Here is a 15,442-nt window from a genome sequence, read left to right on the forward strand (position 1 = left end):
GTCAGCATTGAGATATGAGTAACCTCAAAAAGGTAAATCACAGTTAAACGTTTGCTCAAGATAGTCCTTGGCTTCCGTCACCATCATACCCGTTCGACGTTGGACTAAATCGATGGCATCCATGTGTCTTCTGTCAGCTAGTAGTTGCTTGAGGTGTTGTTTGACAGGCCCACGTTCGGTAATCGGCAGAGGAGCAACATCAGGGTAGTGATCGATATAGTTTTTCGCCTCTTTGAGACTCCAGTTTGTCACAGTTCTTACCAGCTTAATGGCATCAATCTTGCGCCCTCGCTGCATAAACAGCCGCACACGGTCATTAATATCATGGTGGTCTATATCGAAGGATTCTATAGGGGGTGTAGGATTGCCGTTACCCATGCCCTCGGTGATAGGTAAGGGGGCCAAATAAGGAAAAGCATCTAAATAATCTTTAGATTGTTTTAATCCCCATCCTGTTGTAGACCGAATGAGCTTAATGGCATCAAGTTTACGATTCTGTTGCATAAGCGTTCTTATGCGATCTTCGACGTTAGAACTATCAACAGCCTTTGTTTCAACTGATTGTGTATCCAACGATGTTAGTTCAGAGGGTGCTTCATAGGATACTTGACGCAGCTGTGGAGTAGCTGGCGATGGACGAGATAATGGTGTTGCTGGGTTACCAGATGGGTCTTGGGGTTTGGGTAATTGATAGGTAGAGTCATCAATGGGCTCAGGGGCATTCGAGGCTTTGGTCCCCTGTTTGGGCTGTAGTGCTAGCCAAATGATGATTAGGATAAAGAGTAGTGCGATCGCAATATATATCAGTGACATAACACTCTCTCCTTCAAAGGCCTCAACAACACACATATAGCCTATATCCACGGGCTTATTTTAAGTCCCACTATTAACACACAGGCTACGTATAACTCTATCAGCCCACCTGATAGTGAAGCATCAGCACACCATTGTTATAAATTTCCCTGTCAATGAGTTGCAAAGCTGTTTGATTAATTACTCCAGAAAATAGTGGAATACCGTCCCCCATCAAAAATGGGTTTACCTTCAAAATCAACTTATCAATCAGCTTCTCAGACAAAAGTGCTGTCGCTAAAACACCCCCACCACATAACCAGATCCCTTTACCCTCTTCTTGTTTTAATTGCCTAACAGTGTCAGCAATATCCTCTGAAACAAGAACAACATCTGTATGGGGACTCGCGTGCATACTACGAGAGAACAGATATTGTTTCAGATGAGAATAAGGACTGAGCACACCTTCCTGCAAACCAATTTCATAGGTTTTGCGTCCCATCAAAACAACATCAAACCATTTATTTTCAGCATGCACACCCATAACATCACGCAAATGAGAGGGCACAGTTTCGGGGAAGGAGGTAAATACTTCCGTAAGATATTCAGAATCCTGGGAAAAGCCATCGTGGGAACCATCTCTGTGGGCAATAAAACCATCCAGGCTACAGGCTACGTAGTAAGTTAGTTCTCGCATTATGCGTTCCTCCTATTAGATGCACGTCAATTGAGCTAATGTGAGCTGCACAATGTGCAGCTTAGTCAATGCACCTCCTTTAATCGCATCACCATGGCCTAAAACATGGAAGTATCCGTATTAGTGAATCGCCCTATAACAAGGCGATTCCGCAAAATCACTGATTCAATCTTCATAATCTCTCAAACATAGTGATTTCCACAAAAAATACTTCAACTTTAGTAATTTTCTTAAAGTTACTCCCCTAAAGATAGGGGAACTTTTAGATAGCCCTAAAAATTGAATATGAGATATGACAGTCTCTATAGTGCACATTATAAACACTAGCCACAGTCTATATTACAGATGCGTATAGCCCCTGCATAAAATAGCACAAGTACAATCTTCTTTAAAGATTATTCTCTGTCAAGCTATCTAATGCCTTAGCATCGCTCAAATACTTCTGTGCTTCCAAAAAAGTAGAGTCTACAAAGAGAATTAAAATTCTGCTTTGCGGTATAAGTATTGGGGGGTTTTAAAAGAAAAAGTAGTTGTAGATCGACAAACAAGGCAATTTAAAATACAACAAGCCATAGCTTTTCAGCTTCCACTACAGAACACACCGAAGCATCTTACGGGTTCACAAAAATTACTGAGGCGTTGCGTTCCGAAACATGCCCTCATGTTTTTACGCTAAACTCACCCAGAATATCTCCAGGACATGCCTATAAAGTCTTCGTCCTTGACATGCCCTAACACCAAAACAAACAAACAACGATGGGGTCAACCGTGTTAGCAAACTCATCTGCTAGCAGGGGGTTAGCAGGTCATCACTTATGATTGTACATATAGAGAATCTTCAACTACCGTTAGCTTGTGAGCAGCTATTGAGCTATCTCAAAAGTATCACAGACATGCCATATCAACCCTTTAGATGCGGATTTACGCATCTTTATGAGATTAAGAACTTCCAAAATTTTCGCTTACTAGAAGGGGTCGCTGTTCCATCCCACAGTGATGGCATTGCCGGGTATCGGCCAATATTAATGCTGCATAACCCTGGCAATAGTTACATTGTTCGCGGGACTAGCCAAACGTTTCCCCCACAGCAGCAGGGCACCATGATTGTCTTAGATATCGACGCTCGACACGAAGTGCGCAGCAAAGACCCTAAGGGCGGCTTTGGCGCTTGGGCCGGACTAGTATGGGGAAACTGTGGTGAACCCTTGCTGAAAACAGACTGGGAACCCCAAAATGTGGCAGAGCAGGCGAGAAAAGAATTTACCAACTTTTGTCACACTATTGAAAGTTAATTGATTTTGCGTTCTAAGTCAGTGCGCTAGTTAATTTCAATACTTTCAATCATCCAGTTTCCTGGTGAATGGTTAAATGTAGCGACAAAATCAGTTTCACTCCATGGGCTAACTGTATCGATAGCAACGGTTTTAATAGTCTCTGATTGATCGTCTTGTTGAGAACGGATAGTTAAGGTGACATTCTTAGCAGCTGTCAGTCCATTATTCAAGACAGTTCCTCTAATACTGTTGCCGTCCACCCGAGTACCCACTGTCCACAAACTGGAAAGAGTAGTGCCATACAAAGCCTTCACCGATGTCGTTCCTACGGAGACACTAGACCGATTACGATTGGAAAATCGTGGAGTAGCCCCTTCATAGAGTGGAGTCTGTGTTGCAATGGAAGGGCGTTTGACAATACCTTTACAGCTAACCGTTTCCTCAGGTTTAGCCCCATCTTTAAGGTGGCCATACAAATTGCGTCTTAATTCTACAAGTGTCTGACGTTCATCAGGGGTAATCGTTGCAGACGCAATTAACGTACTCGATAATTCTATGGCCTCATACCAGTCTCGATGACAGATAGCTTCTCTCAGATTATTTGGAATCTCTACGTCTAAAACCGCAGCATCAGCACTTTCGGCAGCAGCAGCAGTACCAGCTAACGCTAATAATGAAACAAAAACAGTCGAGGCTTTCATAGTAGAAGAGCTGGAAGAACACTACTTGCTTAAGCATTCAAAAGAACGCAGCAAGCACAGGATTAAGTCTATGAAGATACGATGTGATTGCTGCTTTACGTTCGGAATTGCTTCAAACATCAGCATTGCTGACGCTCGGGATAACTTTAAATGTGAGATACCGTCAAATAGCAATGGATCTAACCGACTCATCCCCTAACTCAGCAATCACAAAAATCTTGTGCACCATCGGCGTGCGCCCCGTGATATAAATATACCCGTAAAACAGCCTAATAAGTTGATAGCGCATCCACTTTTAGTACTGTAACGCTTAATTGCTCACAAGGAAGTTCTATATCACGAGCAGTCTAGGCAAAATCGCTCTTTGCTTACATATCCTTGGCCTACCCTTAACTAATTATTGGCGATTCAACTCTCCATAACAAGAATGTTTGTTAATAGTTCAGCCCTCAGATTAAGGTTCAAACAGTGGAGTGATAGGAGTCCCCGTTAGGGAGATAGTTGGCTCAAGGTCACATAGTCCAATCATCGCTTCCCAATGAGAGGGAAAATCTGGATCGATAAATGTGATTTCAAATCCACCCCAATAGTAGGTGGGTTCACCATTGGCGTCTTCTCTAAAGGTGTCGCAGCGTAGGGAAGAAGACTCTTGCACCCAGTAACCAGAATAGGAACCTCGGCCAGTATACACTCCAGCTAAACCATCTATAAAAACAGTACCGAAACCATCACCATAGGTCCAGATAGCAGTTCTATTTCGTTCGTCTTGATAGATAACGTCATATTCTTCTGTAGACCATTTTTCGTCAGCTATAGCTTTGTGGGGCAACAATGCAGTAGACAGCACAAATGCAGCAAGAAATATAATGCTCTTTTTCATCATAGTGACCTCGATAGATGGCGCAACCAAGCCTAAGTCAATAGGCAGGCAACTGTGGATAATTTTAGCTGTCTTTTGCTAAGAGAATGCAAACTATTGTTGTCAAACATCCCTCCACCGTCCAAATCGAGAAGCCTTACGAGCAAGATCCAATGCAGAATACATCAGCAAACTGGAGGTTGGCTTACAAGAGCTAGAGGAGACAGGTTACTGGTTAGAGAGTTTCCCATATTAGAGATAAAAGCTGGCCCTTGGCTAATAGAAGAGGAACCCGTGATGCCTGATGTAATTTTGGAAGCAGTATTAAAATCTTGTAGAGAGTGCGATCCCACAGCATAGCGTCTCAGTTTTTGGGTTGTCACTCAACAGCAGTGATCAGGTGGGTTTAAAAGCACAACACCCAACCGTCTTCCTGAGGAACATCCTTTCTAATCATTCGCTAGGACTTGGAGATACGTCTTGTTGTTGGTAATTACCCTTTGAGCATCTTACTCAACAACTTCAGCATGGCTCCCAAAATGTCAGCGATAGGATGTATCAGCTTGACCCGTTGGGTGTTGGGTTGAACGAGACAGAATATGCAACAGCGTTACCTCTTTGTTGTTTTCTCTAGCTGTTTTATCTGCCAGGGAAGCGATGTCATCTCGCTTCAATATCAATATAGCCTGCCTTGAATTCTGTGGGTGTTTTGTAGACCAAAGTTAACAATCTCAGGAAAGAAACGGGGCGCTATATATCTCCCTGGCTTTGCGAGAAGAGTCGTGTTTAAAGACTTTAAAAGCACAACACCCAACCGTCTTCCTGAGGAACATCCTTTCTAATCGTTCGCTAGGACTTGGAGATACGTCTTGTTGTTGGCAATGGCCCTTTGAGCATCTTACTCAACAACTTCAGCATGGCTCCCAAAATGTCAGCGATAGGATGTATCAGCTTGACCCGTTGGGTGTTGGGTTAGACGAGACAGAATATGCAACAGCGTTACCTCTTTGTTGTTTTCTCTAGCTGTTTTATCTGCCAGGGAAGCGATGTCATTTCGCTTCAATGACAATATAGATCATTGTGTTGCCGGTTAGGGGCTTGTAGACCAAAGTTAACAATGCCTGAGAGTGTATACTTCTCTCTTTAAGGAGCCCTGGAGTTACCTCTGGGTGAGATTTTGGGTTGTTTTTGCAGGAGGTTAAACCATAAACTTACTCCTGGTTAAGAGATGCAGTCATGTCAGGTAAAACAGGGTTTTGTATAAAATATGTAACCTTCACGAATTTTGATTAAATCACTGATCGATCGGCAGTCTTTTGTGGCATATGCTTCCCGCTGATTGCGTCTTGTTCCATTTCTGCTACGTTGACTATCGATGGAAATGGAGAGGTTCTATGGGTGGAGTCGTCGCGGCGGGCCATGGGAAGACGGCAGCGGCTGCTGTAGAAATGCTGAAGCAAGGGGGCAATGCTTTTGATGCAGCAGTGGCGGGGGTGCTGGCCTCCTGTGTGGCTGAGTCGGTGCTGACATCCCTGGCGGGCGGTGGCTTTCTACTGGCCCATACAGGAGCGGGTGAGCATGTACTTTTTGATTTTTTCACCCAAACGCCTGCTGATAAAACTTTGGAGCATCCGCTAGATTTCTATCCCATCTGTGCAGATTTTGGCGATACGGTGCAGGAGTTTCACATTGGCTTAGGGGCCATGGCTGTGCCAGGGGTGTTGAAGGGGCTGGTGCATGTCCATCAGCGCCTGGGCCGATTGCCCTTAGAGAAGGTCGTTGCCCCAGCCATTTATCTGGCGCGTCGGGGTGTGGTGGTCAATGGGTTTTTGGCCTATGTATATGGTGTGCTTAAGCCTATTTTGCTGGCAACACCCGGGGCGCGAGCGATGTATGCACCCCAAGGTCAGTTATTGAAGGCGGGGGAAATATTGCATATGCCTGCTTTTGCTGATGCCCTGGAGCGTTTGGTAAACCAGGGTATAGACGCCTTTTGGCAGGCCATGGCCGCCCAGGTGACGGCCTCTAAAGGTGGGTATCTGGCGGTTGAGGATTTTGAGCGATACCGGGTAATAGAGCGTCAGCCATTGTGCCTTGACTACCATGGCACTCAGTTACTGACCAATCCGCCACCTAGTGCTGGGGGTGGGCTAATTGCCTGTTCATTGGCGCTACTGGCTGATTGTGAGTTGGCAGGTTACGGTAGTCCTGAGCACCTGCGGTCTCTCAGTCAGGTGATGCGATTTACCAATGTAGCCCGTCGCGATGGCTATGATGCGCGACTCCATCAGTCCTGTGTGGCGGAAGAGTTTTTGTCGGCGGGGCATTTGGATCAGTATCGGGGGCAATTGGCGGATGCGATCGCATCCCTACAGTCGCCCGTTGCCAATAAACTTGGCAGCACCACCCACCTCAGTGTGATTGACGATGAGGGCAACGCCGCCAGTGTGACCACGTCTAATGGTGAGGGCTCCTCCTATGTACTGCCGGGTACCGGCATTATGGTCAACAACATGCTGGGCGAAGAAGACCTCAATCCCCATGGCTTTCACCAGTGGACGCCTGACCAACGCATGTCGTCCATGATGGCCCCCACCATGGTGCTGCGCGACGGACATCCCTATTTAGTGTTAGGGTCTGGCGGCTCCAACCGCATCCGCACCGCTATTCTGCAAGTGATTTCCAATCTGGTGGACTTTCAGATGCCCCTAGAAGCCGCCGTAGCTGCTCCCCGTATCCATTGGGAAAATGATGTATTTCACCTGGAGCCAGGATTTAATCAAGCGCTGCTAACCCCAATTATTGGCGATGCTAAACCACTCTGGTGGCAGGCTCAGAACATGTTTTTTGGGGGAGTCCATGCCGTGGGTCTGGATGAAAATGGTGTGCTGCACGGTGCCGGAGACAGTCGCCGCAGTGGAGCCGTAGCTGTGGCACAATAGGCTATTGGTCAAAATTTTTGCCTGAATTCCAGTATTTTCTTGAATAGACCCCATGGATAAGCGTCGTTATCACATCACTACGTTTGGTTGCCAGATGAATAAGGCCGACTCTGAGCGCATGGCTGGCATCCTCGATGACATGGGGATGAACTGGACAGAAAACCCATTGGAAGCGGATGTGGTGCTGTACAACACCTGCACCATTCGTGACAATGCCGAGCAGAAGGTGTATTCCTACCTGGGTAAGCAGGCAAAGCGTAAGCAGTCAGACCCCAATGTGACACTGATTGTGGCAGGTTGTGTGGCTCAGCAAGAGGGGGAAGCGCTGCTGCGTCGCGTCCCTGAGCTGGACCTGGTGATGGGGCCGCAGCATGCCAACCGTCTGAGTGACTTATTGGAGCAGGTCTTTAGCGGTAATCAGGTGGTGGCTACCGAGCCGGTCCACATTATGGAAGACATCACCAAGCCCCGACGCGATAGCAAAATTAGTGCTTGGGTAAATGTCATCTATGGCTGTAACGAACGCTGCACCTACTGTGTAGTACCCGGTGTGCGTGGCATTGAGCAGTCCCGCACCCCTGAGGCTATCCGAGCTGAAATGGAGCTGCTGGGTCAGCAAGGCTACACCGAGGTAACGTTGCTGGGCCAAAATATTGACGCCTATGGCCGTGACTTGCCCGGTATTACCCCTGAGGGCCGCCGTCAGAATACCCTCACAGACTTGCTTTACTACGTCCATGATGTCCCCGGCATTGAGCGGATTCGCTTTGCCACCAGCCATCCCCGCTATTTTACAGAGCGTTTAATTAAGGCCTGTGCTGAGCTGCCCAAGGTATGTGAACATTTCCATATTCCTTTCCAGTCCGGTGATAACGATGTGCTCAAGGCCATGGCACGGGGCTACACCCAGGAAAAATATCGCCGCATTATCGACACGGTGCGTCGCTATGTGCCAGATGCGGCCATCAGCGCCGATGCCATTGTGGGTTTCCCCGGGGAAACCGAAGGGCAGTTTCAAAACACCCTAAAACTGGTGGAGGACATCGGCTTTGACCAGCTAAATACGGCTGCCTATTCCCCTCGCCCCAATACGCCAGCCGCCCTATGGGAGAGCCAGCTAGACGAAGCCACTAAGAGCGATCGACTGCAACGGCTGAATCATCTGGTCTCCATCAAAGCGGCTGAGCGGTCCCATCGGTATGCAAATCGGATTGAACGGGTACTGATTGAAGATGTAAACCCCAAAAACCCCCACCAGGTCATGGGTCGAACTCGCACCAATCGTCTGACATTCTGTGGGGGGGATATCAATGAACTCAAGGGCAAAATTATCGAAGTAAACATTACCGAAGTGCGGGCCTTTAGCCTCACAGGGGAACGGGTAAACGTGTTGGTCGAGGCTTAATCAACTTCCGTTTGTACGAAATTTTGCATCTGAGTTTGAAGTACTAACTTTGGGAATGATCTCAGCGTCTACAGGTAACTTCGGAGGATGTGATGCGAGCTTTACTTCAAAAGTTATTCAATCGGCAGCCCAATAGTGTTAACCAGATGCAGCGGGAGACTTTAGGCAAACGGCCATGGATGCTTTGCAAGAACTGTTGGAGTCTGATGGCGTGGCCGAGAGCGAGTCAAAGTTTATGGCGGATGTTAGCAAAGCATTGACTATGTGAACTCGCTAACTCAAACCATGCTTCCTCGTGTTTATATTCGGTCCCCGGTCGATGATGATTGGTCAACGCTGCTCGATCTACATCAGCGTAGTGCTGACTATCATTCTCCTTGGGCGGAACCGGCCAAAAATGAGGAAGGATGTAGGCGCTATATCCATCGCTGTCACACGGAGCCCTTTGAAGGCATGCTGATCTGGCATGCCGTTGACCATCGCTTGGTAGGGGTGGCCAACTTAAGCCAGATTTTTTACGGCAGCTTTCAAAATGCCTATCTGGGCTATTACGGCAATGTGGACTACGCGGGTCAGGGATTGATGACTGAGGGGGTAAAGCTGGTGCTTAACCATGCCTTTAATTCCCTGAAGCTTCACCGTATCGAAGCGAATATTCAACCGGGCAATACAGCGTCTATTAAGTTGATCAAACGATTGGGATTTGCCCATGAGGGATTCTCACGCCAATATCTAAAAATCAATGGAGAGTGGCACGACCATGAGCGCTGGGCATTGACGGTGGATAACTGGCTGCGGTAATACCGTTGTGTGATCACTCTCAGATACTTGGATATCAGAGTTTGAACTCAGGGGCACCCTAATCAGGGTACGGAACACTATACGGAATACTATTTACTATAAGGATTCTGACGATGGTACAGACCAGTACTAGCCTGCCTGCACAGTTACAAAACCGTAATTACACATTGATCTATGCCCCTACTCAGTTAAAGCGTCTGGGTATGACCCCTGGATTTGACCAGCGATGGCAACAGGCTCGCCCCCAGGTTTTAGAGATTGCTGCACAGTGTCACAGACTAGCACCCAATGGATTAACGGTGTATCGAGGTACAGGCGATACTTTTCAGGCCCACCAAAATGTAAATGTTGAGAACTTTCAGTCCCTGATGGATTCGGCCCCCATGCCAGAGCAGGTGGCGTTGGCTCCAGTCTTACAGACGGTGTTTGATCGGTATTTTGATGAGAAGGCGGCGGGTCAGCAGCCTGCAAATGGTGAGATTGTTTTGATTCTGATGGACAATGAACCCACGGATCGGCTTGCGATCGCAAAACAAATCGTAGCCGCCTCCCAAAAGCTTGACCATAACAATGAGCTGGGCATTGGCTGGGTTCAAGTGGGGGATGACTACATTACTAAAGGGTTTTTAGTGACCCTAGACAACAATCTTCGAGAGAAAGGTGCAAAATTTGACATTGTTGATCACAAGATAATTCAACAGATCGCCTCAGAGGACTTGGTCACATTCCTGATGGGTGTGTTGACGGACTAGTCGTGATGGCGGTTGCACAAATATAATCTCTTTTTTTCTTAAAACTCAGACCTGAAACTCAGGCCTAAAACTGAGGTCTATAGTCCAACAAGAAATATAGGCCATCTTCTTGTAGTGAATCGCCTGTATTATCCACATCCACTAGGGGAATACCATAGTCAAGCCGCATGGATAGCCAGGGACTGACGGCCCAACGCACCCCTAACCCCAAACTAGCCAGAAAGGCGGGATCGGGATCGGGGATTTCATTGTTCCAGCCCACTCCAGCTTCAAAGAAAGGCGTCAGTTGCACCTTGTTTGGGTCTTTGGTGATCGGAATCCGCAGCTCAATCGAACTGGTAATGGCATTATCAGTGACAATTTGGTTTTGGCTGTAGCCGCGTATGGTGCTAATGCCGCCTAAGCTAAAACGCTCAATGGGTAATAGAGCATCTGGTGTCAGTTGAGCACCGACCCGGGTCAGCATCAAAAATCGAGGAGACACCTGCTTAATCCACTGAAACTGGCCTAGCCAACTAAAGAAACGACCATCAATGCCAGAATCATTGACGGTGGCATCAAACAAGTCTAACCCCACACTAAATTGAGAGCGGGCTGCTAATACCTGAGACTGACTGCGTTTCACCCAGTCTTGATAAAATCGAACCGCACTGACCTGAGATCGCCCATCTTCAGGACCCAGGGAGAATGAAAATGGAATGTCGTCAAGAATAAAACTGCGACTACGTTTCCAATCAAAATCTAAGCCCAGCGCAAACTCTTCTGACGGCGTACGCACCAGGGGCTGACGAAATCCAGCGGATAATGTTGTGGTTTCACTGCGAATGTCGATATCGCGGAAGGCATCCTGCACAATGCGGCTATCGCTGTTGCTGGCCCTCAGGCGCAGCGTACCGTCCTGGGCATTCACCGGAACAGAATAGCTCACATCATATAGGTCAAGACCTTCTGTCCTGCCATAGCTAGCATTGAAGCGATCGCCAATACCCAACGGATGACTAACAGACAGTCCTACATTAATACCTTCAGAGCCAATGCTGGGAGAACGATAGTTATCGCCAGCGAAAGAGAGACCAAATGTGTCAGCTTCTTCTAAATCTAAAATTAACAAGCTTTTGCCAGGACCATTGCCCGCTGTTAATTCTGCATTAACCCGCTGTAGCATCGGGTCAACCTGGAGTAACTGTAGCCCTCTTTCTAAATCTTGTTGTCTAAAAGGTGACTCCATGGCACGGGCTAGACGATCGCTCACATACCCCTTCCGTAAACGATCTAAACCATTGATCTGGAGTTCTTCAATTTCTCCTTCAATCACCTGAATCTCGACACTACCATTGGTCAATTCCTGATTGTTGGGGACAAATGCGCCAGACGTAATATAGCCTTCGTCCAGGTAAAGTTTGGTGATTCGCGATCGCAAATTAAACAAATCCGATAATTGAATCTCTTGACCTAAATAACAATCCACCTGCTTAGCAATTTGGTCTGCTAATACCGTATTACCAACCACCCTAATTTCAGTCGCCAGAAACGACAGTTCTGAGGTCTCAGCTAAGGGTGGACAGACATCTAAATTTAAGACATTTGGCGGATTGACAGATGGCTGTTCAATTTCTATTTGAACCTCTTCTGGAGACGATGGAACCTCTTCTGGAATCGTCTCTGGAGACGGTAGTGATTGCTCTTCGGGAGATGGAATATTGGGTGGAGGTGCAGGCTGTGCAGGGGCAACCGTCTGTGCGGTAACCGGCATGCCGTAACTCGTAATGGCTAGACAGCTAAAGATGGCGAATACTATGGGAGGGCTATGCACAACCGTATTTGTCCGTACTAAGCAAGATGAATCGTTGCATATCATACGATATTCGCAAGATATGAACTATTTAGGGGCCTACTATTGTTGAAAAAATTGATGTAATACCTCTATTAAGGGGGGAGCTGGATTGTAGTTAACAGCGCAAGCAGCTCCCAAGCGAATCTGTTATGCTCAGATGCCACGGAACTTATCTCACGGAACTTATCTGACATTGCCGATTTATGCCAGGAACGCTTCTGTTTTGAACAGCCATCGTTTCAGGATCCTGAGCTAACTAGGGGTTTCAATACTTCTATCGTTGCTACATAGCAATGAGATAACTCATTCTCATTGGTTGCTTCCCCGGCCTTACCCATGAGAGAAAATAAGGTTAAAAAAATCTTGCCAGCTCTTATCATGATTGCTGGCATGGTTGCACTGTGCTGTGTTGTTTATGCAGAAATATCAACAGGAGATGTGGCTATGTTTCTTGTCGATGCTGATTGTTATGATGCCCCATTAATTAGTCGGTAGAGCCCTCAGGTATTTAAGGGAAAATTATCACTCATCCATTCATCTCCAGCCCCAACCTGGGTCTTTATTTTTGTGTAGTTCCTTAAGGTGACATACAGCCATATATCTGGAGAATCATAACGACGTATTGCAAAAATGTCCCGTCACGCCCATGCCCAAAAGACATCTGATACCCTGAATAACAAACTCGCTTTTGCCTTTTATCCCCAGCTGTTTAAATGCGTTGCTCTGGTTTACGGTTATCTATCCATCGTGTCTATATAGGGCTATGTGCGTTGAGCTTGTGCGTGGCCCTGTGGCTAGGGCATCCGTTTACGAGAGCTGCCCCCATTGCCCAGGCAACGGATGCACGTCAGCTGGTGCAAACGGGGGTTGACTACTATCAAGCTGGTCACTTTAGGGCAGCCATTGACCCTTGGCTTGCGGCCCACAAGGCCTATGCAACTACGCAAGACTTACCCGCCTTAGCCATTGTTAACGAGAACCTGGCACGGGCTTATCAACAAATGGGCCGCACATCGGCAGAAATTAGCCATTGGCAACAGGCCATTGATACCGTTCAAACCCTTGGGGATCGCCAGAAATTAGGTCGCTTAATCACTGAACAAGCCCAGGCCCATAGCCGTTTGGGTCAACACCGCCGAGCGATTTCCTTACTCTGTGGCACTGCCTTTAACCAGGGAGATTGTAAAACTGGCAGTGCGCTCCAGATAGCCATTGCATTAGAGGATGGTCTTGGTCAAATTACAGCTTTGGGGAGTTTAGGCGAAGCCTATCGTTCGAGTGGCAATACAGAGGCTGCACAAACCTACCTCACGCAAGGATATGCCTTGAGCCGTGAGACTGGTGCCCAAGCGTTAGAGGCATCACTGCTTAACAGTTTAGGGAATACCTATGTGAACCTGGCTTTGGTAAATTATCGCCGAGCAGAGGAAGCGACAGAGCGCAAAGCTACAAAACGAAGTATCGCTGTATTAAGGGCTAAAGCTGACGATTTCAACGGCCAAGCCATTGCTTATTTTGAAGAAAGCTATGGGCTAGCCACTGGGCAACAGCGAAGCGCAACAGAGTTATTGACGTTGCTGAACCTGATTTCAGCCTATGAAAGGGCGGAGGATAACCATGCCGTTGACCGCTATCGTCAGTTGGCGCTATCGAGTCTCAAGCAGTTGCCCGATTCAAAAGCAAAGGCATTTGCAGCCATTAGACTCGCTGACTTGTTAGATCCGTTAACTGTACGTCAGTCCCAGGCAATTTTAAGCCGTGAACCGCTTTCTGCGGTGACTGAGAAGGAGGCTACGGCACTGTTGGAACAGGCCTTAGCCATTGGCAAAGCAACTGAGAACCCCAGAATTACATCATTTGCCTTGGGGAAACTAGGTACCTTAGATGAACGGGCTAAACGCTATGAAGCTGCGATCGCAAAAACTCAACAGGCCCGTTTAGCGGCGGATCAAGATCGGGCTGCCCAAGATAGCCTGTATCTTTGGGAATGGCAGTTAGGTCGAATCTACACCGAATTAGACCAGCAGCGTGAAGCAGAACAATCTTACAGTCAGGCCGTTGCATTATTAGAAGAAATCCGTAGTGATATCTTGAATGCCAATCGCGATCTACAGTTTGATTTTCGAGATACGGTAGAGCCGATCTATCGGCAGTATGCTGCTCTAAGTCTGGAAAGTGTGCCTAAAGCAGTCACCCTAAATCAGGATGACGTTGCCTTTGCAGAGTTAGAAAAGGTATTGACCACGCTAGATTCTCTCAAGGTGGCGGAGCTACAGAGTTACTTTGCCAATGACTGTGTGATTGTGCCTGCCGAAGTGCGAGCTGATGCCGTGGGCCAGAGCCATGCAACGGGGGTTGTGAGCACCGCACTATCTGATGATCAGCTCACGGTGATCATGAGTCTTCCGGGAGGAGCCCGAGAAATTGTGCAAATTCCAGTTGCTTCAGCCGTGGTCGAAGATCAGGTCAATGAATTTCGCCGTAGCTTAGAACTGGGGGCACGGGACTATAGCTTTAATACCGAGCCAGCCCAGCAGTTGTATCAGTGGCTAGTTCAACCGTTTGAGACAGATTTGGCAGATGTAAAAACCCTGGTCTTTGTCAATGATGGACTGCTGCGTAGTGTGCCGATGGCTGCCTTATACGACGGCAGTCAGTTTTTGATTGAAAAGTTTGCAGTGGCGACAACCCCGAGTTTGACCCTGACTACACCAGAAAAATTAGAACGCCGTGGGTTAAACGCCTTACTGGTGGGGGTGAGTGAACCCTCTGAAGTGCCCCAGCGACCCTTTGCTGCCTTACCTGCCGTAGAGCGAGAGCTGGACTTACTCTCTAAGCAGCTACCCAATACAAAAACGTTATTAAACGACAATTTTTCTATCGATACTTTGCAGGCGGCATTAGTCGCAGACGATTACCGGATCTTGCATATGGCTACCCACGGTACCTTTGGCTTTGCACCGGAAGATAACTTCGTAGTGGTAGGCGCTAAGGATGCAACGGAGCAGTACAACGAGACTCTCACCATTGGACAATTGGATCAGTTGATTCGGAATGTCAATGACCCGACCCGAGAGCCCATTGAATTATTGACCCTCACAGCCTGTGATACGGCTATTGGCGGCAATCGGTCTACGTTAGGGTTGGCCGGTGTTGCGGTGCGGGCCGGTGTTCGTAGTGCGGTGGCCACCCTATGGGCCGTCAGTGATGATTCCACGCCTGAGATTGTTTCAATGTTTTATGATCAGCTGCAACAGCCAGAATTAACTAAGGCTGAGGCTTTGCAACAGGCCCAGATAGCCATGTTAAAGTCAGGTGATATTTTGAAAGCCCACCCCTACCGTTGGGCTCCGTTTATCTTGATTGGTAATTGGCTTTAAGGGCT

General features: G+C 47.5%; 12 protein-coding genes and 1 pseudogene. 8 read left to right on the forward strand and 5 right to left on the reverse strand.

Annotation, left to right across the window (positions count from 1 at the left end):
• Positions 1-24 precede the first annotated feature (24 nt).
• Both QGP82_RS30795 and QGP82_RS30800 read right to left on the reverse strand, forming a co-directional pair.
• On the reverse strand, positions 25-813 hold the full coding sequence (locus QGP82_RS30795) for a ribosomal protein L7/L12 (protein ID WP_499061920.1): 789 nt from the start codon (positions 811-813) through the stop codon (positions 25-27).
• A gap of 100 nt (positions 814-913) precedes the next feature.
• Positions 914-1,489 carry a dihydrofolate reductase family protein gene (locus tag QGP82_RS30800; RefSeq protein WP_499061921.1) on the reverse strand — a complete coding sequence of 192 codons (576 nt, stop codon included), beginning with the start codon at positions 1,487-1,489 and terminating at the stop codon, positions 914-916.
• Positions 1,490-2,304: 815 nt separating this feature from the next.
• Between QGP82_RS30800 and QGP82_RS30805 the strand changes: the two genes are divergently transcribed.
• A complete protein-coding gene (locus QGP82_RS30805) occupies positions 2,305-2,781 on the forward strand; it encodes a hypothetical protein (RefSeq protein ID WP_499061922.1) in 477 nt (158 codons plus the stop codon).
• A 26-nt stretch (positions 2,782-2,807) separates the two neighbouring features.
• On the opposite strand, the gene QGP82_RS30810 is transcribed toward QGP82_RS30805, so the two are convergent.
• A complete protein-coding gene (locus tag QGP82_RS30810; RefSeq protein ID WP_163671321.1) occupies positions 2,808-3,464 on the reverse strand; it encodes a hypothetical protein in 657 nt (218 codons plus the stop codon).
• Positions 3,465-3,918: 454 nt separating this feature from the next.
• Positions 3,919-4,344 carry a hypothetical protein gene (locus QGP82_RS30815; RefSeq protein ID WP_499061923.1) on the reverse strand — a complete coding sequence of 142 codons (426 nt, stop codon included), beginning with the start codon at positions 4,342-4,344 and terminating at the stop codon, positions 3,919-3,921.
• Between the two features lie 124 nt (positions 4,345-4,468).
• Between QGP82_RS30815 and QGP82_RS30820 the strand changes: the two are divergent.
• The 5 genes and pseudogenes from QGP82_RS30820 to QGP82_RS30840 form a co-directional block, all read left to right on the forward strand.
• Positions 4,469-4,564 (forward strand): annotated as a pseudogene (locus QGP82_RS30820) (four helix bundle protein); the annotation flags it as partial.
• A 1,153-nt stretch (positions 4,565-5,717) separates the two neighbouring features.
• On the forward strand, positions 5,718-7,265 hold the full coding sequence (ggt, locus tag QGP82_RS30825) for a gamma-glutamyltransferase (RefSeq protein ID WP_499061924.1): 1,548 nt from the start codon (positions 5,718-5,720) through the stop codon (positions 7,263-7,265).
• Positions 7,266-7,317: 52 nt separating this feature from the next.
• Positions 7,318-8,670: a tRNA (N6-isopentenyl adenosine(37)-C2)-methylthiotransferase MiaB gene (gene miaB, locus QGP82_RS30830; RefSeq protein ID WP_163696536.1), complete on the forward strand. Its 1,353-nt coding sequence runs from the start codon at positions 7,318-7,320 to the stop codon at positions 8,668-8,670.
• 285 nt (positions 8,671-8,955) lie between these two features.
• Positions 8,956-9,471, forward strand: coding sequence for a GNAT family N-acetyltransferase (locus tag QGP82_RS30835; RefSeq protein WP_499061925.1), 516 nt, complete (start codon positions 8,956-8,958; stop codon positions 9,469-9,471).
• A gap of 113 nt (positions 9,472-9,584) precedes the next feature.
• Positions 9,585-10,223 carry a vWA domain-containing protein gene (locus tag QGP82_RS30840; RefSeq protein WP_163696531.1) on the forward strand — a complete coding sequence of 213 codons (639 nt, stop codon included), beginning with the start codon at positions 9,585-9,587 and terminating at the stop codon, positions 10,221-10,223.
• 64 nt (positions 10,224-10,287) lie between these two features.
• Here the strand turns inward: QGP82_RS30840 and QGP82_RS30845 are convergent, their stop codons facing one another.
• Positions 10,288-11,976 carry a ShlB/FhaC/HecB family hemolysin secretion/activation protein gene (locus tag QGP82_RS30845; RefSeq protein WP_499061927.1) on the reverse strand — a complete coding sequence of 563 codons (1,689 nt, stop codon included), beginning with the start codon at positions 11,974-11,976 and terminating at the stop codon, positions 10,288-10,290.
• A 417-nt stretch (positions 11,977-12,393) separates the two neighbouring features.
• Here QGP82_RS30845 and QGP82_RS30850 point away from each other — a divergent pair, with 417 nt between their 5' ends.
• Together QGP82_RS30850 and QGP82_RS30855 are read left to right on the forward strand one after the other, a co-directional pair.
• Positions 12,394-12,552 (forward strand): hypothetical protein, encoded by a 159-nt coding sequence (locus QGP82_RS30850; protein WP_163671329.1) that lies wholly within the window; start codon positions 12,394-12,396, stop codon positions 12,550-12,552.
• 287 nt (positions 12,553-12,839) lie between these two features.
• Positions 12,840-15,437, forward strand: coding sequence for a CHAT domain-containing protein (locus QGP82_RS30855; protein ID WP_499061928.1), 2,598 nt, complete (start codon positions 12,840-12,842; stop codon positions 15,435-15,437).
• Positions 15,438-15,442: the final 5 nt, after the last annotated feature.

It is taken from the genome of Leptothoe sp. LEGE 181152, from assembly GCF_032906605.1.
In the GTDB taxonomy this organism is placed as follows: domain Bacteria; phylum Cyanobacteriota; class Cyanobacteriia; order Phormidesmidales; family Phormidesmidaceae; genus Leptothoe; species Leptothoe turfae.